At 69.9% G+C, this 18,207-nt stretch carries 18 protein-coding genes and 1 pseudogene; 11 read left to right on the top strand and 8 right to left on the bottom strand.

The window, feature by feature from the left end; all coding sequences use genetic code 11:
• The first annotated feature begins 178 nt into the window (after positions 1-178).
• A complete protein-coding gene (locus LY13_RS07885) occupies positions 179-895 on the top strand; it encodes a hypothetical protein (RefSeq protein ID WP_253827649.1) in 717 nt (238 codons plus the stop codon).
• A 79-nt stretch (positions 896-974) separates the two neighbouring features.
• On the opposite strand, the gene LY13_RS07880 is transcribed toward LY13_RS07885, so the two are convergent.
• Positions 975-1,340 carry a VOC family protein gene (locus LY13_RS07880; RefSeq protein WP_253827648.1) on the bottom strand — a complete coding sequence of 122 codons (366 nt, stop codon included), beginning with the start codon at positions 1,338-1,340 and terminating at the stop codon, positions 975-977.
• Positions 1,341-1,500: 160 nt separating this feature from the next.
• Between LY13_RS07880 and LY13_RS07875 the strand changes: the two genes are divergently transcribed.
• Positions 1,501-2,046, top strand: a complete 546-nt coding sequence (locus tag LY13_RS07875) for a CGNR zinc finger domain-containing protein (protein ID WP_253827647.1) — start codon at positions 1,501-1,503, stop codon at positions 2,044-2,046.
• 296 nt (positions 2,047-2,342) lie between these two features.
• Here LY13_RS07875 and LY13_RS07870 read toward each other — a convergent pair whose 3' ends face one another.
• Positions 2,343-3,605, bottom strand: a complete 1,263-nt coding sequence (locus tag LY13_RS07870) for a DUF445 domain-containing protein (RefSeq protein ID WP_253827860.1) — start codon at positions 3,603-3,605, stop codon at positions 2,343-2,345.
• A 110-nt stretch (positions 3,606-3,715) separates the two neighbouring features.
• Between LY13_RS07870 and LY13_RS07865 the strand changes: the two genes are divergently transcribed.
• From LY13_RS07865 to yczE, 3 genes are all read left to right on the top strand, one after another.
• Positions 3,716-4,882 carry a pyridoxal phosphate-dependent aminotransferase gene (locus LY13_RS07865; RefSeq protein ID WP_308216285.1) on the top strand — a complete coding sequence of 389 codons (1,167 nt, stop codon included), beginning with the start codon at positions 3,716-3,718 and terminating at the stop codon, positions 4,880-4,882.
• Positions 4,883-5,013: 131 nt separating this feature from the next.
• Positions 5,014-6,348, top strand: coding sequence for a hypothetical protein (locus tag LY13_RS07860; protein ID WP_253827646.1), 1,335 nt, complete (start codon positions 5,014-5,016; stop codon positions 6,346-6,348).
• 508 nt (positions 6,349-6,856) lie between these two features.
• Positions 6,857-7,489, top strand: coding sequence for a membrane protein YczE (gene yczE, locus LY13_RS07855; RefSeq protein ID WP_372493788.1), 633 nt, complete (start codon positions 6,857-6,859; stop codon positions 7,487-7,489).
• 42 nt (positions 7,490-7,531) lie between these two features.
• On the opposite strand, the gene LY13_RS07850 is transcribed toward yczE, so the two are convergent.
• Complete coding sequence (locus LY13_RS07850) at positions 7,532-8,083, bottom strand: Clp protease N-terminal domain-containing protein (protein ID WP_253827644.1); 552 nt, start codon at positions 8,081-8,083, stop codon at positions 7,532-7,534.
• Positions 8,080-8,289 (bottom strand): helix-turn-helix domain-containing protein, encoded by a 210-nt coding sequence (locus LY13_RS07845; protein WP_253827643.1) that lies wholly within the window; start codon positions 8,287-8,289, stop codon positions 8,080-8,082. The genes LY13_RS07850 and LY13_RS07845 overlap by 4 nt, the downstream gene beginning before the upstream one ends.
• A 61-nt stretch (positions 8,290-8,350) precedes the next feature.
• Here LY13_RS07845 and LY13_RS07840 point away from each other — a divergent pair, with 61 nt between their 5' ends.
• The 3 genes from LY13_RS07840 (at position 8,351) to LY13_RS07830 (ending at position 10,480) form a co-directional block, all read left to right on the top strand.
• On the top strand, positions 8,351-9,136 hold the full coding sequence (locus LY13_RS07840; RefSeq protein ID WP_253827642.1) for a protein phosphatase 2C domain-containing protein: 786 nt from the start codon (positions 8,351-8,353) through the stop codon (positions 9,134-9,136).
• Between the two features lie 63 nt (positions 9,137-9,199).
• Complete coding sequence (locus LY13_RS07835; RefSeq protein WP_253827641.1) at positions 9,200-10,096, top strand: DUF998 domain-containing protein; 897 nt, start codon at positions 9,200-9,202, stop codon at positions 10,094-10,096.
• 174 nt (positions 10,097-10,270) lie between these two features.
• Positions 10,271-10,480, top strand: a complete 210-nt coding sequence (locus LY13_RS07830) for a hypothetical protein (RefSeq protein WP_253827640.1) — start codon at positions 10,271-10,273, stop codon at positions 10,478-10,480.
• Between the two features lie 356 nt (positions 10,481-10,836).
• On the opposite strand, the gene LY13_RS07825 is transcribed toward LY13_RS07830, so the two are convergent.
• From LY13_RS07825 to LY13_RS07815, 3 genes and pseudogenes are all read right to left on the bottom strand, one after another.
• Positions 10,837-11,085 (bottom strand): hypothetical protein, encoded by a 249-nt coding sequence (locus tag LY13_RS07825; protein WP_253827639.1) that lies wholly within the window; start codon positions 11,083-11,085, stop codon positions 10,837-10,839.
• Positions 11,086-11,608: 523 nt separating this feature from the next.
• Positions 11,609-12,427: pseudogene (ku, locus tag LY13_RS07820) on the bottom strand (non-homologous end joining protein Ku); the annotation flags it as partial.
• 40 nt (positions 12,428-12,467) lie between these two features.
• The gene (locus LY13_RS07815; protein WP_253827638.1) at positions 12,468-13,061 is read right to left on the bottom strand and encodes an HSP18 transcriptional regulator; all 594 of its coding nucleotides are present in this window, start codon (positions 13,059-13,061) and stop codon (positions 12,468-12,470) included.
• A 424-nt stretch (positions 13,062-13,485) separates the two neighbouring features.
• Between LY13_RS07815 and LY13_RS07810 the strand changes: the two genes are divergently transcribed.
• Genes LY13_RS07810 through LY13_RS07800 form a run of 3 tightly spaced genes read left to right on the top strand, consistent with a single transcriptional unit; the run spans position 13,486 to position 17,464 of the window.
• Positions 13,486-14,937, top strand: a complete 1,452-nt coding sequence (locus LY13_RS07810) for an FAD-binding oxidoreductase (protein ID WP_253827637.1) — start codon at positions 13,486-13,488, stop codon at positions 14,935-14,937.
• Complete coding sequence (locus LY13_RS07805) at positions 14,934-16,175, top strand: FAD-binding oxidoreductase (protein ID WP_253827636.1); 1,242 nt, start codon at positions 14,934-14,936, stop codon at positions 16,173-16,175. Before LY13_RS07810 ends, LY13_RS07805 begins: the two co-directional genes overlap by 4 nt.
• The gene (locus LY13_RS07800; RefSeq protein WP_253827635.1) at positions 16,172-17,464 is read left to right on the top strand and encodes a (Fe-S)-binding protein; all 1,293 of its coding nucleotides are present in this window, start codon (positions 16,172-16,174) and stop codon (positions 17,462-17,464) included. The genes LY13_RS07805 and LY13_RS07800 overlap by 4 nt, the downstream gene beginning before the upstream one ends.
• 98 nt (positions 17,465-17,562) lie before the next feature.
• On the opposite strand, the gene LY13_RS07795 is transcribed toward LY13_RS07800, so the two are convergent.
• Positions 17,563-18,159 (bottom strand): GTP-binding protein, encoded by a 597-nt coding sequence (locus tag LY13_RS07795; RefSeq protein ID WP_253827634.1) that lies wholly within the window; start codon positions 18,157-18,159, stop codon positions 17,563-17,565.
• Positions 18,160-18,207: the final 48 nt, after the last annotated feature.

The raw sequence follows: 18,207 nt of genomic DNA, 5'->3' as shown, positions 1-18,207 counted from the left end.
CTTCGCGTGTGATGCGGGACACCCGGAGCCGCCCCCGATGTTCCCGTCGACCGGCACCGTCCGGGGCATGTGGGGCGACCTCCGAGATCAGCGACCACACGCCATGCGAACCGGCAGCTGTCCCGTAGGGGCAGGATGGAGCGGCAAGCACCGAACGCCCGGCCGAACGGACACCGCAGTGACCACTCCCCGCGCTCGCTTCCACGCCGTGGTGGCGCACAGCCTGCAGGCGAAGCCGTTCACGTGGATCGACGCGCGCCAGGCCGACATCCCTCCCGTCGAGATCACCGCGCTGGCCCACGGCCTCGGAGCCGAGGTCGTGCGCGCCTTCGGCAGTTCCCCCGAGAAGTCCGCAGTGCTCCTCAGCAGGATGCCGGTCCGATCGGTCCGCGACACCGTTCCGCCCGCCATGCGCGCGCCGGGCTTCCGCTCGTTCCGCCGGTGGACGATCGGACTGGGGCTCGTTCTCTGTGCCTTCCTGGTGCCGACCGCGGTGGTCGCATCCGTCGCGATCATGTCTCCCCGCGAGCGATTCTTCGGAGGATCCGGAACATCCGACGGTGACAGCAGCACGCTCGGCGTCCTGATAGGAGCACCGGTGGTGCTCACCTTCTTCGGAGGACTCATCGCCGCGTGCTTCCTCTACTACAAGCCTGCGGGACGGACGCTCGACCAGCGCATGTCCGTCTACATGGGCCAGTTCGACGGTTCCGAGAAGGTCCGGATCTTCGCGCCGCACTTCCGTCTTCCGGACCTGATGGCCTATACCGGCGTCGCCCACGAACTCGGCTACGACCTGCACCGCCGGTACACCCTGCCTACCTTCGTCCCCGACGACTACTACCGGTTGTACCTGCTCTCCTTCCGGCGATGCTCCTGCGGCCACAGGACGTAGCGGGTCCCGATACGCGTGCCCGACACGCGCCTGACCCCGGCACGCAGGCCTCACCGGGCAGGCGCCCACACCTGAGACCTCAGCAGGCACAGAGGCAGAACGGGTGGCCGTCCGGGTCGGCGTAGACGCGGAACGTGTCCGGCTTGTCGTCGAGCAGCCGTGCTCCGAGCCGCATCGTCCGTTCGTGCTCGGCGTCGAGGTCCTCGACCGTGAAGTCGAGATGCAGCATCTGCGGGCGTTCGTTCGACGGCCACGTCGACGGCCGGTAGTCCGGATCGCGCTGGAAGCTGAGGCCGGCCCCGCCGTCCGGGTTCACGAGCGTCACCCATTCGTCGTCCGAATCCGGATCGAGCTTCCAGCCGAGCAGCTTCCCGTAGAAGTCCGCGAGCCGATACGGCTCGGGACAGTCCAGGGCCACACAGCCCAGCGTCACCGACGTACTCATCAGCGCCTCCCTGCGCTCGAACCGTCACGACAGTCACCCGGCGAGGACCACCACGCCGGATGATCCGGCACCCCGACCGGCCAACATTCGCATAACCGATGACGACACTATGCCGGTTACGCCCGCCGGATGCAACCACTGTCCCGGATACACTGGTGACGTGAACGCGGACGTGAGTCTGGTGCTGGACTTCCTCAACACACTCGACGCCGAGGACGACACCGACGTGCTGCGCTCCGTCGCCGACTGGCACGCCTGGGCGCACGCGCGTGCGCTGACGCCGGGGGCGATCGACGAGGCGGTCCGTGCCCGGACAGTGCTCCGCGACGCCGCGGGGGCACCGGCCGACGACACCGCCGCCACTCCCGGAGCACCGAAGGGCGGCGGCGACGACGGGCCACGCATCCCCGTCGACGTGGCGTTCCGCCTCTCCCCCTCGGCCGACCCTCAACTGGTCGCCGACGACGCCGTCTCGGCCGTGTTCACGGCGGCGATGCGACTGGCCGTGCTCGACGACTGGCGCCGCATCAAGATCTGCCCGGCCGACGACTGCCTGTGGGCCTTCTACGACGAGTCCCGCAACCGGTCGCGGACCTGGTGCTCGATGCAGGTGTGCGGCAACCGCGTCAAGGCGCGCACGTTCCGCAAGCGCGCGGGTTCGTCCGGGCCCGAGGACTCCACAGCCGGTCGACCACAGCCGGATTGACCACAGCCGGATTGACCACAGCCGGGTTGACCACAGGCCGCCGAACCTGTGGACAACTACGTGGATAACCCCACCCACTGTGGATAACCTCACCCTCCCGGGTGGGCTGGACCATGCTTCGAGTGGACCGGACCGGCTCGTTCCGTCGGTTCGCGATCACGCAGGGCAACCGGCGAGCCGGCACCACACGTCCCACAGCCACCCGCCCGTGAGCGGCCGCCGGCCCACCGGACGGCGCCCCACCGGACGCCCGACGAACGGTGCCCACCGGACGGTGCCCACCGGACGGTGCCGCGTCAGAAGAGCAGCTCGCCGATCGTGTAAATGACCAGGCCGGCCAGCGCACCGACCACCGTGCCGTTGATGCGAATGAACTGCAGGTCGCGGCCCACCTGGAGCTCGACCTTGCGTGCGGTCTCCTCGGCGTCCCAGCGCTCCACGGTGTCGGTGATGATCGTCGTGATCTCCCGCGAGTAGCGCCGCACGACGTGTGCGGCCACGTCCTCCACCCAGCCGTCGACCTTCCTGGCCAGCTCCGCGTCCGCCTGCAATCGGCCGCCCAGCGTCTGCAGCCCGTCCCGCACCCGCGTCCGCAGTTCGCTCGACGGGTCCTCGGCGGCCGTGAGCAGCATGTCCTTCGCCGTCGCCCACGCCGAGCCGATCAGCTTCTTCACCTCGGGATGTTCGACGAGCTGGCGCTTCACGGCGTCCGCGCGCGCGATCGTCTCCGGATCCTTCTGCAGGTCCTGGGCGAACTCGCTCGCGAACCGGTCGAGCGCCAGCCGCATCGGATGGTTGACGTCGGTCTTCACCGCCCACGCGAACGTCAGGACCTCGCCGTACACCTTGTCGGCCAGCATCTCGTCCACGAACCGCGGCGACCACGACGGCGCCCGCTCCGACACCACCCGCAACACGGTGGCGTGGTTGGTGCGCACCCAGTCGTACGCGCGGTCGCACATGAGGTCGACGAACCGGTAGTGAGCACCGTCGGTCAGCACCTGTTCGAGAAGCTTGCCGAGCGGCGGCCCCCATTCGCGGTCGACGACGCGGCGGACGACGGCCTGTTCCATCACGGCCTGCACGTCCTCGTCGCGCAGCACCGTGACGGCGCCGCGCACGACGGTCGACAGTTCCGACGTCACCCGCTCGGCGTTGTCGGAGACGGCCAGCCACTCGCCCGTGCGCCGTGACACCTCGAGGCGCTGCAGCTTGTCCCGCACGACCGGTTCGGACAGGAAGTTCGCGCCGACGAAATCGCCCAGGCTCTCGCCCAGCACGTTCTTCTTGTTCGGGATGATCGCCGTGTGCGGGATCTTGATCCCCAGTGGATGCCGGAACAACGCGGTGACCGCGAACCAGTCGGCGAGCCCGCCGATCATCCCGGCCTCGGCGGCCGCGCGCACGTACCCGACCCACGCAGGCCAGCCTTCGCTCTCGGCCCACCTGGCCAGCAGGAACACGACCGCAGCGCCGAACAGGAACGCGAGCGCCACCTGCTTCATCCGGCGCAGGCTCTGCCGTTTCGCCTCCTCACCGGCAAGGCCGTCGGAGGGCACCCGTCCCGGTGCCGGCCCGCCGGCGGCCCGCCCACCGGACGTCCCGGCGCCGGATGTCACGTCGTCACTCGGTTGCTCCACACCCGCATTGTCCGTGAGGATCGATCCTCGTGCGCCCACCTCTCGCTGCTCGCCTCCAACCGTTCACGTCGACCGTCTTCGCCGAGATGACGGCACTGGCCACGCGGACCGGCGCGGTCAACCTCGGCCAGGGGTTCCCGGACACCGACGGTCCCGCGGGGATGCTCGACGCCGCCCGGGACGCCCTGTACGGCGGTGCGAACCAGTACCCGCCGGGGCCGGGGCGACCCGAACTGCGCCGGGCCGTCGCCGAGCACCGCACGCGCTACGGCCTGCACTACGACCCCGACACGGAGGTGCTGGTCACGGCGGGGGCGACGGAAGCGATCGCCGCGTCCCTGCTCGCGCTGGCCGATCGCGGCGACGAGGTGATCGCCATCGAGCCGTACTACGACTCGTACGCCGCCGCGATCGCCATGGCAGGCGCCGAACGCCGCACCGTGCCACTGACCTCCGACGGAACCCGGTTCGCCCTCGACATCGACGCCCTGCGCGCGGCCGTCACCCCACGCACCCGCGCCGTCCTCGTCAACTCGCCGCACAACCCGACCGGCACCGTGTTCACCCACGACGAGCTGACGGCCATCGCCGAGGTGTGCGTCGAAAGCGACCTGATCGCCGTGCAGGACGAGGTGTACGAGCACCTGACGTTCGACGACGTCGCACACACCCCGCTCGCGACTCTGCCGGGTATGCGCGAACGCACCGTGTCGATCTCGAGCGCGGGCAAGACGTTCAACTGCACCGGGTGGAAGATCGGCTGGGTGTGCGCACCCGCGGAGCTGGTCGCCGCGGTGAAGACCACGAAGCAGTTCCTCACGTTCGTCTCCGGCGGACCGCTGCAGCCCGCGGTGGCGTACGCGCTGGAGCACGAGCTCGACTGGGTCGAACAGCTGCGCACGTCGCTGGCGGCCAAACGCGACCGGCTGTCCAAGGGCCTCACCGACGCCGGCTTCTCGGTGTGGCCAAGTGCGGGCACGTACTTCGTGTGCGCCGACGTCCGCCCGCTCGGCTTCACCGACGCCGCGGACCTGGCATGGCGCCTGCCCGAACTCGCCGGTGTCGCGGCCGTCCCCGTCAAGGTGTTCACCGACCACCCGGACGGGTGGAATCACGTGCTGCGGTTCGCGTTCAGCAAACGCGACGAGGTTCTCGACGAGGCTGTGGAGCGCCTGCACCAGCTACGTCGAGGCTGAGACGTTCGGCCGATCACGCACCCGCGATCGGTGGAACCCCCGGCCTCGGTGCTAGAAAGATCGCGGCCGGACCTGCGACGATCCCGGCCACCGGCCGACCGCCGGCAACGGCCAGACCGCGGGAGAGTGCGATGGGAACGACGGTGCGGGTGCGCGGCGCCGTCGTGGTGCGCGCCTGCGTAGTCGCCGCGTTCGCACTGATCGCCTGGATGCTGATCGCCGGGTCGGCGTCGGCCTCGGGTCCCGCCGCCGACGGCATCGACGACACCGACACGTCCGTGACCGCTTCCGCCGACACGTCCGCCACCGCCCCGGCTGCCGAGACCAGCGGTCCCGCCACGGAGTCCGCTTCCGGGGCCACGGCCGTCCCCGAGGACGCCGCCACCGCCGCTTCCGACGCTGCGACCGCGGAGGACGACGGTTCTGCCGCGGTGTCGGAGGGTTCAGCGGTGTCGGAGGGTTCAGCGGGGCCCGGCGCCGGTTCCGGTACTACGCCGTCGGCGACGGCCGTGACTCCGACGACCGCCACCGCACCGACGACCGAGAGTGCATCCGCGGGCGCCGCAGCCGAGCACGCTGCGCCGGAGGTCAGCGCACCCGAGGACGCCGCGCCCGAAGACCCCGCACCCGGGGACCCCGCATCCGACGTACCGGCCGTCGGCGACACCGCGGCCACCGCCCTGGCCGTCATCGAGTCCGCGACCGTCGAGTCCGCGACCGGTGGGACCGAGGATGCGACCACCGGCACCGACGCGACCCCCGCTGATCCCGCTGCCCCCGGACCGGCGGACACGGGTGCCGCCGAGCCGGCGCCGTCCCGGGACGGGGCGTCCGACGGTGGATTGGTCACGGGACTGACGGGCACGGTCGTCCACGGGTTGGCCGGTGACCGCGACGACGGCCTGCTGCAACGCGTGACCGGCACGGTGAAGCAGGTCGACCGCATCGTCCGCGACAGCGTCACGCACGTCGAGCGGACCGTCACCGACACCGTGGACCGCGTCGCGCCGCCGCTCGCCCCGGCACCGGCAACGCAGTCCCCCACCGAGCCGACGGGCGGTGGACCGGGGACCGCCCGGCCCGCCGAGACCCCGGCCGGCGACGTCGAGGCCGCAGGGCCCGTCCCGGCCCGCTCGACCGCCGTGCCCCGTGCGGTGCCCGCGGCACCGATGCCCTCGACCGCCACGGCCCCCACGGCCCCCGATCAGCCCTCCTCGTCGCCGCAGGACCGCGACGAGGAGGCGTCGAATGCCGCTCCGACCGTCCCCGCGCCGGTCGTTCCGACACAGGCCCCCGCCACGTCGGTCGCCGCCGCGAGCTGCGACAACGGGGGTGCCCGCACCCAGCAGGGCATTCTTCCGTCGACGCCCGCCACCGAACGGCCGTGCGCCGTCGGCACCGTGAGCGCGTGCGACGTCGACGTCGACGCGGTCCACCTCGGGCTGCCTCCCACCGCGCCGGACTGACCCCGACCGGCGACTTCGTCGGGCACCTGTGCCCAGAGGGCCAGTTCCGCCCCTTGCCGTAGCGATCCATCGCGCGTGACGCGACGCGTACACGTGTCTGTTTCGGGGTAATCCGCATGTATCGACGACTTCCCGTCCGGCCTACCGCGCCTGGCCGGGACGGGTCCTGGCTCCGGCGCCGCGCTGCCCCCGCGGCGCCGGAGCCGTGTTCGGGTGCGCGCCGCATCGTCACGCTCACCGCGCCAGGCGGGACGATGCCGACGCTGCGCACCTAGCCGCCGGGCGGACCGGCATTGCGAGGGGCGATGCCGGTTCCGCAGGCGGCACTCCGTGTCACGCGACACGGATGGAGCCGGTGCGCCGGGTCTTCCGCGCCGTTTCTGGAGTGACGGCACCCCCGGGACCCGGCGCACCGGCTCCGCTCTTGTGTACCTCCCGGCCCTCGCCGCGCGTCCCACGGCGTGAACTCGGTGGACCGCGGCACCGATGTCATCCGATAGTGGTCCGTGTGGCGACCACGGCGCAGTTCGAACTCCATCCGGTGACGGTGCGCCGTGATCCGGCGCGAAGACTGACCCAGCTCGTCGTGGGACTCGTGCTGTTCGGCACGAGCATGGCGATGATGTCGCGGTCGCTGCTCGGCCTGAACCCGTGGGACGTGCTCCACGAGGGCCTGATGCACCGCACCGGGCTGACGTTCGGCACGGTGACCGTCGTGACGGCGGTGACCGTGCTGTTGCTGTGGATCCCGCTGCGTCAACGTCCCGGCATCGGCACGATCGCGAACGTCGTGCTCATCGCCGTGTCGGTCGACCTGGTGCGCTGGGTGCTGCCGCCGCAGGAGCACCTCGCGGTGCAGATCCCGCTGCTGCTCGGCGGGATCGTGCTCAACGGACTGGCGACGGCGATGTACGTCGGCGCCCGCCTGGGCCCGGGCCCGCGGGACGGTCTGTTCACGGGACTGACGGCACGCACCGGCCTGTCGGTACGGCTGGTGAGAACGGCCCTCGAGGTATGCGTGCTCGCGGCGGGCTGGCTGCTCGGTGGCACGGCGGGTGTCGGCACCGTGCTGTTCGCCCTGTCGATCGGGCCGCTGACTCAGCTGTTCCTGCCGCGGGTCGTGTGGCGCCCACGCCCGTGAACGTCACGCGGCCTGCCTGCGGTGCCGCAACTGCCGGTGGAGTCATTCCGGGGAGGCGCCGGCGTCCGCGAGGACGTCGGCGGCAGGTCCCGCCACCGTGGCCAGCGCCGGCAGGACGTGCTCGCTGCCGACACGGTCGTCGCGGATGTCTCGTGCCTGCTCGAGGCTCGCTTCGAGGACGCGTTTCGCGTCGGAGCCGAACGGGGTGTGCCACCGCGTGCGGCGCCGGCGAGTGCCGCCCTCCGGTGACACGGTCGTCCCTTCCGCCAGCACCCCCTCACCGTGCTGGTTCTCGACGTGGGCGACGACCGTGTCGACGTCGATTCCCAGGTCACGCAGGACCCGCCGGTCGACGTCGCTCAGGCCGCCGTGTCGGCGCAGTTCGGCCACCCGGCCGACGATGTCGGCGGGTGCCACGTCGACCGCGGCGAGCAGGTCGAGAGCGGGCGTGGCGGTGTCGGCAGGGCCCGGGTCGACGATCGCGGTGAGCAGGTGCAGTGCGTCCACGCGGTCGGCGTCGCCGGATTCGGCGTGCTCGGTGGCCGTCGCGACCAGCGCACGGGCATCTTTCGTGAAGCGTTCGAACATGGTCATCGCCTCCCGTGTTTCTTGTGAACCGCCTGCCTGCTGACTCCGAGTTCGTCGGCGATCTCCTGCCACGACCAGCCGTGCACCCGCGCGCCGCGGACCTGCACGGCTTCGAGTCGTTCGAGGAGCCTGCGCAGGGCCGCGACGGCGCGCAGGCCCGTGCGAGGGTCGCTGTCCCCCGCCTGGGTCGCCAATTCGGTCGCGTTCGTCATGACGTCAACTTAGGTTGACATATGCCAGTTGTCAATTCTGGTTGACACTACGGTGGTTGACGTGCCGCGGATCGAGGTCGCCGAACAGGCGGGGACGAGCCTCGCGGGCGAGCCGCGCCCGACCGAGGACCGGATCGTCGTGGTCGACTCCGTGGCGGGACACGACTGGGACGCAGGAGCGGTCGCCGTGCTCGACGGGGCGACGGAGCAGCGCCCGGACCTGCCGAGTGGCGGCTGGTACGCGGAGCGACTCGGTGGACATCTGCGCGAGGCGTTGCTGCGTTCGGTCGACCCGGGGGCCGCACTGGCGGACGCGATCGCGACCACTGCGCGGGTGCACGACCTGCAGCCGGGGGCGAGTCCGTCCAGCACAGTGGCACTCGCCTGCTGGACCGCCGACACGGTCGAGGTGCTGGTACTGGCCGACAGTCCGGTGGTCAAGTTCGGGGCTGCCGGGGTGGAGGTCGTCGCGGACGACCGGCTGCAGCAACTGCGCGCCGCAGGCAGGCTGCGCACCCGTAGCGCGGTGGAGGCGCTGCGCAACCGCGACGGCGGGTTCTGGGTGGCCGAGGCGGTGCCGGCGGCGGCGACGCAGGCCGTCCGAGTGCGCTGGCCACGCGCCGACGTGCATGCGCTCGTCCTCGCGACCGACGGCGTCGCGGCAGGTGTCGACGACTACGGGGTGTTCGACTGGCGCGGCCTGTACGGACTCGCGTGTGCCTCCGGTCCGCAGGCCGTGCTCGACGCCGTGCGGAGCGCGGAGCGGTCCGACCCCGAGCGCACCCGGTGGCCCCGGCCGAAGGTCCACGACGACCAGGCGCTCGTGGTGGTCGACTTCACCCACTGATCCGGGTGATCTCAGGGTTTTACCCGGAACACACCGCTATGCCCGATGCGTTTTGATGTACGTATGCCCAGCCCGCCGTCGCACGCCAAGGTCCACACCGTGGACGTCGCGCGTACCCGAGCGTGGACGATCGCCGCGACAGCGGGCCTCGGCTGGGCACTGTTCACGCTGATCGTCCTGCACTCGGTGAGCTCGTTCGACCCGTTGACGGATCCACTGAGCCGCTACGCCTTCACCGACCGAGGCGGCGGCATGCTCGAGGCGAGCCTGTTGTCCGCCGCGGTCGGCGTGATCGCGGTACGAGGTTCCGTGCTGTCGGCGGGCCTGACCGTGAGTAGGACGACGTCGACGCTCGTCTACGCGACGTCGACGGGCCTGGCCACCGCGGCGCTGTTCCCGGCGACGTTCAGCTCGGACATCGACCCCGTCAGCGGGCGCATCCACCAGTACGCGAGCGTCGTGGCGTTCGCGAGCCTGCCCGCGATCGCGCTGTCACTGCTCGACGTCCTGCGTGCCACACCCGTGCTCGCCCGGGTCGCCTCGGCATTGACGTGGCTGCTGCGGATCGCGCTCGTCAGCCTGGCCCTGTTCGGTGTCAGCTACGTCGCCGACGCCCTGGCGGGCGTGCCCGGGTTCGCCGTGGTCGCCGAGACCGTGCCGGTCGGGTTCACGCAGCGGATCGTCTTCCTGGTGGACTTGTGCCTGCTCGCGGTACTCCTCGTCGGGGCGATGCGGCACGCCCGCGCCTCCGCCGACCCGGCCTCGGCCACCGCGCCCGCAACCGCCGTGCACCCCTCGGCGGCCGGAACCTCACCCGTGCGGCCGTTCGCCGGAAGGCCCGCCGACACCGGCCGCCCCGTCGCCCACGAGGCCGTCGACGGCTCCGCGAGCGGATTCGGCTACCACGACGTCCGTAACGCCGACCTGCAGCGCAGCGACAGAACCGACGCAGTCACCTGATCAACAGCCACCTTCCGGTACCACCCGCGTACCGACACCGCACCCTACTGTCCACATCGGACCTCAGTTGCCCACGGCACATTTTCCGGCCGATCGGGAAACACAACGTGTGGCTCGTACGTTTAACGGGTAGCTGCAGCACGCAGCCGGCACACGATTTTCGGGGAGTAAACCGTGAACGCACACAGCCCGACCGCTCCGACTCAGAACCCGCAACCGTCGCTGCCTCGCGTCGACGAACCGAACGACGACCAGCGCCGCCGGGCCGTGCGCGCCATCGCCTCCGCGGCACGCGATGCCGAGGACTGCGCCATGCTCCTCGACGCTCTGGGCCTGGACCCCGAAGAGGGACGGACCAGCCTGCCGTCGCAGCGCGATCAGTGACGCACCCGGTGGCCCCGACGAGGTGAACCGCCCACGCTGCGGATCCGTCCCGTCTGGCCCTCGCGGACCGTGGCCGACCCACGTCGGCCCACCACGTCGGGGCAACGCCCCACCTGGTTGACCCCACTGCCCAGCTCACCTCGCCCGGCCACCCGTCGAGAACACTCGGATCGGACGACACTCGGGGCGGACGACACTCGGGCCGGTCCACATCCCGGGAGAGTGCCGAGGAGAGGCGTCCAGTGCGGCGGTTCACTCCGACCGCGCCGGACCGCGCCACCGATCGGCCTACGCCGGTCGCCGGCGTGAACGCGCAAGGTACCCGGCACCGACCGCCGATCCCATGCGGTGGGTCACTACGCGCGCAGCAGCTGTTCCTGCGGGACGTCCGCACCCATCGCCGACGGGTCGACCTTCGAGAGCACCCGCACGTGGTCGGTACAGCCACACCCGCCTTCCACCGTTTCGCAATCGATGACGAGCGAGTGCCGCTCGATTCCGAAACTGAGGCAGGCCATGTCCGTGCACTCGACGAACCCGGACTCGTGTTCCACGAGCGTTCCGTGGCAGTGGTCGATGCCGACCGCACAGCTCGAACAGGTCATGGGTCTTTGGTACCACCGCCCCTCCGCACCTCCGGACGTGACACGCCCTGATGTGACGCCGGCTCGGCAGGATCACCCGCAGCGCGTCCCCACGATGCTGACCGGACCGGCGCACTGGAGAAGGGCGCCCCGCCGACCGTCAGGCGGATTTGCGGGTCGAGCGACTCGAACCACCGTTCCGGGTCTTTCGCTTCCCGGATTCCGCGCCGGCCGAGCCCGTGCCCTTTTCTCCGCCCGAGCCGGCACCGTCCGACTCCTTCGTGCTCGAGCCCTTCCGACCCGAGCTCTTCCCACTCGAGCTCTTGCCTCCCGAGCTCTTGCCTCCCGACGCGCTGCCGCCTGATCCCTTGCCCGCCGATGCCTTGGCGCTGGAGGATGCGCCGTCCGAGGACGTTGCCTTCGATTTCCGGCCGCCCGACGTCGTACCTGTCGACTTGCGGCTCGTCGACGTGGCGCCCGTGGAACCGTTCGACGCCGTGGATTCGTTCGTCGAGGAGCCGGACGAGCGGGAACGTCGACCCCCGGCGCCGGACTTCCCGCCACCGTCGGCCGCGTCCGATTCCCGCGCCTCTTTCGCAGCCGTCACGCTGGCTTGCAGGGCGGACATGAGATCGGTGGCCTCGGGTTCGGCCTCCGCCTCGGGCGGATGGGCGGTTTCCTTGCCCTCGATCTTCGACTGGATCAGGTCCAGAAGCGCCTCGCGGTAGCTGTCCCGATACTTGTCGGGTTCGAAGACGCTGTCCGAGAGCGAGTCGATGAGCGAGCTCGCCATCGACATTTCCTGCGATCGAACCTCCGGCGGGTCCTCCCTGAGGAACGGGAAGTCGACCTCGCGCACCTCGTCGGGCCACAGCATCGTCGTCAACACCATGACGTCCGAGACCACCCGCAGCACGGCCAGCGATTCGCGCTGCCGGATGGCCACCTTCGTGATGGCGACCTGACCGGACTTGTGGAGCGCGTCCCGTAGCAACACGTACGGCTTGGTCGCGGCCTTTTGCGGTTCGAGGTAGTAGGTCTTGTCGAAATAGATGGGATCGATCGCTTCGAGCGGAACGAACTCCTGCACGTCGATGGACCGCGAGGTGGAGATCGGCAACTCGGACAGTTCCTTGTCCGTCAGCACGACCATGCCGCCGTCGGAGAGTTCGTAGCCCTTGGCGATGTCGGCGTACGGCACTTCCTCGCCGTCCACCGTGCACACACGTTTGTACTGAATGCGTCCGCCGTCGGCCTCGTGCACCTGACGCAGCGACACGTTCTTGCTTTCCGTCGCTGCGTACAGGTGGATCGGAATAGTCACGAGCCCGAAGGACACCGCACCCTTCCACATGACGCGCATACCGGGAACGGTACGCGTTTTCGCAGTTCATCGACACCGCTCACCGCCCGACCCTGCGGTCGACGGCAGCACGCCGGACCTCTTCGACCTCGGAGTTCACGCCGTCCACCCGGGCCGCCAAATCCGGATGACTGTCACGCAGATGGTCCACGGCCGACACCATCGGACCGATCAACAACACGGGGTCGTCGTTGCCGAGCGTGCGGGACACCACGTCGACATAAGGCCTCACGTCGTCGTCCACGTCGTCCAGCGAGCCGACCAGCGCCGCTAGCTTGCGGACGACCTCGGAGTTGTCCTGCGCCCAGGCCCGAACCGCCCGTTGCCCTGCACGACGGTCACGCTCGGCCTGCACCCGCGCGTCAGCCGTCAGGCCGGCTTCGTGCTCGGGCTTGCGCATCCGCAAATACCGCCGTTCCGCGGCCTGCCTGCTCGCGACGCCGAGGACAGGCGCGAGATCCCCCCAGCTCACCCCCATCCGCCGAGCCGCCCCGATGAGCCGCGGCTCCCAGTCGGCGAGCTCGTCCCGCAACTCGCGCAACGTCGCCAGCGCGGACACCACGTCGTCCGCACCGACCATGTCCTCGTCCGCAGCCCGTTCGACCGTCTCGCGCAGCTTCTCGTATCGATCCACGACGTCAACGTAACGACGACGGTGGACCCTTGTCAACGGACAGACGACGGTGGTACGACTGGGGAAAGCAACCGAGAGACCGCTGGAACAGCGGGACGAGATCCGAACACCACCGGCTCGAGCACTCCGACGGTCGGCACGACGTGAGCGGCGATTACGCCCGTATCGGGGTTGACGCGCAGGGCCACGCCGGCACTAAAGTTTCTTGTAGCGATAAGAAGTTTTCACAATCCGAAACAGCATCGACGGTGTCGGTGAGGAGTGGACGCTCGGGTGCCGAACCACCAGCGTGGTACCCGACCACCGGAGCACGTGAACGAGCACCGGGACGCGTCGGCTCCACCCGGGCCGGGTCGGAGAGCAACGCCGACGTCCGAATCCCCACGGTTCGGACCCGCCGCACGATCGCGGAAGGAGAGCAACGATGCTCGACCGCGCAGCACACGACGCGCTGGTCGCGGCCGTCGGATCGGAGAACGTGATCTCCGATCCCGTACAGCTGCGCAGTTACGAATGCGACGGGCTGACCGGCTTTCGGCAAACACCGTCACTCGTGGTGCTGCCCCGCAGCACCGAGGACGTGGCACAAGCCGTGCGCGCCTGTCACCGGCACTGGCTCCCGTTCGTCGCGCGCGGTGCGGGCACCGGCCTGTCCGGAGGCGCGATGCCCGTGGCCGACGGTGTCGTGATCTCACTACAGCGCATGCGCGAGATCGTGCACATCGACCCGGTCGACCGGCGAGCAGTACTACAGCCGGGAGTCACCAACCTCGACATCACGAAGGCTGCGGCAGCGCACGGCCTGTACTACGCGCCGGATCCGTCGAGTCAGCAGGTGTGCACGATCGGCGGCAACGTCGCGGAGAACTCCGGCGGTGCTCACTGCCTGAAGTACGGCTTCACCACGAACCACGTCCTCTCCATGACCGTCGTGTTGCCCGACGGCGAGGTCGTGACTCTCGGCGAAGACACCGATGAGCAACTCGGCCCCGACCTGCGCGGCGTCGTCATCGGCTCGGAAGGAACGCTCGGAATCGTCTGCGACATCACGGTGCGGCTCCTCCGAGTGCCGGAAACCGTGAGGACGCTCCTCGCGGAGTTCCCCTCCGTGACGGCTGCGGGTGACGTGGTCAGCGACCTCGTCGCGGCCGGCATCATCCCCGCCGCCGTCGAAATGATGGACAACCTGGCGATCCAGGCGGCCGAGAAGGCCGTCGGCGCGGGTTACACGTTGACGACACCGGCCGCGCTGGTCGTAGAACTCGACGGGCCCGCATCCGAATGCGAGGCGCAGTTCGACCAGGTCCGCACGATCTGCGAACGGCACGGGTGTACTCGCCTCCACATCGCCGAGACCGCGGCGGAGCGAGCCAAGATCTGGAAGGGCAGGAAGGCGGCCTTCGCTGCGGTGGGGAGGATCAGTCCCGACTACATCGTGCAGGACGGTGTCGTACCGCGGACACGACTTGCCGAGGTGCTGAGCCGGATCGAAGACATGGGCCGCGATGCGGGCCTCCGCGTGGCGAACGTCTTCCACGCCGGTGACGGCAACCTCCACCCGCTGGTGCTGTTCGACGACGACGCGGGCGAACTGGAGCGCGCCGAGCAACTGTCCACCGACATCGCCGAGCTGTGCGTCGAGCTCGGGGGCTCACTGTCCGGCGAGCACGGTATCGGCACCGACAAGGCCTGTTCCATGCCGCGGATGTTCGGGGAGGCCGACCTGTCGACGATGGACAGTGTGCGGGCCGCGTTCGACCTTCGACGTCTGTGCAACCCGGGCAAACTGCTGCCCACGCCGAGATTGTGCGGGGAGAAGCCGGGTCGGTACCGACCGCATCCGCTGGAAGAGGCCGGGGTGATCGAGCGCCTATGACCGCCACGATGGTGACGCCGACGGACCTCCGGTCGGCGTGCGAAGCCTTCACCGAGTACCGGGGCACGATCCGGATCCAAGGGGCGGGCACGGCCTCCACCTGGGCAGGAGCCGCAGCTGCCACCGACACCGTCGTCGACGCGACGGCGCTCACCGGGATCCGCTCCTACAACCCCGCCGACATGACGGTCTCCGTCGGCGCGGGCACGCCGCTCGCACAACTGCAGGACGAAGCTGCCCGGCACGGCCAGCGCATCGCGTTCGACGCTGCGCGCGTACGGCGCGGTGCCACCGTCGGCGGGCTGATCGCCACGGCCGATTCCGGTCCGCTGGCGCTCGGTTTCGGCTCCATGCGGGATCTGGTCATCGGAGCGACCGTCGTGCTGGCGGACGGCACCCCCGCCCGAACGGGAGGGCACGTCATCAAGAACGTGGCGGGGTACGACCTGGCGAAACTGATGCATGGCTCGTACGGCGCCTTCGGACTGCTGACGGAGGTCGTGCTGCGGTTGCACCCCACTCCCGAGGCGCACCGCACGGTGGCGTTGGACTGCACGCTGGCCGATGCCGCCGGTCATACCCGGTCACTGCTCGCCGAGGCGCAGGAGCCGGTGTCGCTCGAGTGGGCCGACGGCACACTGCTCGTCCGTATCGAAGGCACGACCGACGGCACGGAAGCGAGAGCCCGCTCGCTCGCCACCCTGACCGGCGGCCGGGTACTGGCCGAGGACGAGGCAGCGGAGGCATGGGAACGGCATGCTCGGCTGGTCGACAGCGCGACGGTACGTATCGGCAGCCGGCCGAGTCGGCTTCCCGGAGTCCTCGAGCGGTTCGAAGCCCCTGCCGCAGCGGGCCTGGCCACCGGGGTCGCGACACTCTCGATGCCGACGGATCGCATCGACCAGGTGCACGACGCGGTGACGGAGGTCGGCGGTACGTCGGTCACTCGAGGTGCCGCGGATCCACAGGCACGACCGTGGGGCCGGCAGCCCTCCGCGCTGCGCGTGTTGCAGGTCGTCAAGCGGGAACTGGATCCGGCCCACCGACTGGATTCCGGGCGTTTCGGAGCCTGGTTCGACTCGCAACCCGGAGTCTCGGAGGCAGCGGGCGGCATGGCCCCGGTTTCCTCTGCCACGACACAAGCCGCCGAACCACTCGCACAAGAACCTGCACTGACGCGGACACCGACCGATTCCGGTGGGACAGCACCTGCCGGCACGGAACAGGAGGACTCGTGACGGATTCGAGTTTCGACGCGACCAATCCGCCGTCGCGCGAACTGCTCAACGACTGCGTCCACTGCGGGTTCTGCCTGCCGACGTGCCCGACGTACCAGCTGTGGGGCGAAGAGATGGACTCGCCGCGCGGCCGGATCTACCTGATGGATCTGGCGGAACGCGGCGAGATCGAGCTCGAAGGAGCGTTCACCGAGCACATCGACGCCTGCCTCGGATGCATGGCGTGCGTGACGTCGTGTCCCTCCGGCGTCCAGTACGACCGGCTGCTCGAAGCGACGCGGCCACAGGTCGAGCGGAACGTGCCACGGGCCCGGTCCGACCGGTGGTTCCGCAACGGGATCTTCGCGCTGTTCCCTTATCGCAGGCGCCTGCGGGCAGCGGCCATCGGCGGCGCCCTTTACCAGAAGCTGCGGTTGCCCGCGCTCGCCGAACGCGTCCTGCCCCCGCGGCTGCGGGCCGCGCAGGCGCTGATGCCGCAGGTCCGGCTGCGCTCCGCGTTCGCGAGCCTGCCGCGCCGGGTGCGCGCCGAAGGCGAACCACGCAGGCGCGTCGCGTTGCTCTCCGGGTGCGTGCAGGACGTGTTCTTCCACGAGGTGAACACCGCCACCCAGCGTGTGCTCGCCGCGGAAGGCTGCGAGGTGCTGACGCCCCGCGACCAGGGATGTTGTGGGGCACTGGGGCTGCACGCCGGACGCGAACCGCACGCCCGCGAACGAGCGAAGCAGACGATCGCGACATTCGAGAAGCTGCCGGTGGACAACATCGTCGTGAACGTGGCGGGATGCGGGTCGTCGATGAAGGAGTACGGCCACCTGCTCGCGGACGATCCGGAGTGGACGGACCGTGCCGAGGCGTTCAGCGCCAAGGTTCGTGACATCACCGAGTTGCTCGCCGAACTCGAGCCACGCGCCGAGCGGCACCGGATCGACGCGAAGGTCGCGTACCACGACGCGTGCCACCTGGGGCATGCGCAAGGCATCCGGGAACAGCCCCGGTCGGTGTTGAGGACCGTCCCGGGAGTCGACCTGGTCGACCTGCCGGACGCCGAGATCTGCTGCGGTTCCGCCGGGATCTACAACATGGTCAATCCCGAACCAGCGGAGGAACTCGGCGAACGGAAGGCGCGGAACGTGCAGGCGGTCTCGCCCGACCTGCTGGTCACCGCCAACCCGGGTTGCCTGCTCCAACTCCGGCGCTACCTCGACAACGTTCCGATGCTGCATCCGGTGCAGTTGCTGGACGCATCCATCCAGGGCCGCCGACCGACGGAGGCACCCATGACCGAGTGATTACCGCGGTTTCGGCACCTTCCCGATTCCCCGGTGTGCCGATTCCCCGGTGTGCCGATTCCCCGGTGTGCCGGTGTGCCGGTTCGGGGTGTCGAGGTTCAGGGTGTCGCGGAGTGGGCCAGGTCGTACTGGTGCATGACGTGCTCGACGAGCCTGATCAGCACGTCCCGTGCCGACGCACGGTCGCGGGCGTCGCACAACATGAGCGGCACGGTGGGCGCGATGTCGAGGGCGTCCCGCACCTCTTCGGCCGTGTAGCGGTGGGCGTCGTCGAAGCAGTTGACGCCCACGATGAACGGCACGCTGCGCCGTTCGAGGAAGTCGACGGCCGGAAAGCATGTCTCGAGACGCCGGGGATCAGCCAGTACGACCGCACCGATGGCGCCCTCGGCGAGCTCGTTCCACATGAACCAGAACCGGTCCTGCCCCGGAGTGCCGAACAGGTAGAGGATCAGCTCGGGGCTGATCGTGATCCGGCCGAAGTCCAACGCCACGGTCGTGCTGACCTTCGACTCGACACCCGTCAGGTCGTCGGTGCCCGCGGAAGCCTCGGTGATCGCCTCTTCGGTCCGCAGCGGCGGTACCTCGCTGACGGAACCGACCAGGGTCGTCTTACCGACGCCGAAACCACCGGCGATCAGCAGTTTCGCGGCCGTGGTCTCTCCACTGCCGGGTTCTGGATTTCCGGGTGTCATCGAAAACCGCCTGCGTACGTTTCGTGTTCGGATCCGCTGGAACGACCT

This window comes from Prauserella aidingensis (assembly GCF_024171865.1).
Lineage (GTDB): Bacteria > Actinomycetota > Actinomycetes > Mycobacteriales > Pseudonocardiaceae > Prauserella > Prauserella aidingensis.
Note: the sequence above shows the minus strand (reverse complement) of the source record. Positions and strands in the feature narration are given on the sequence as shown.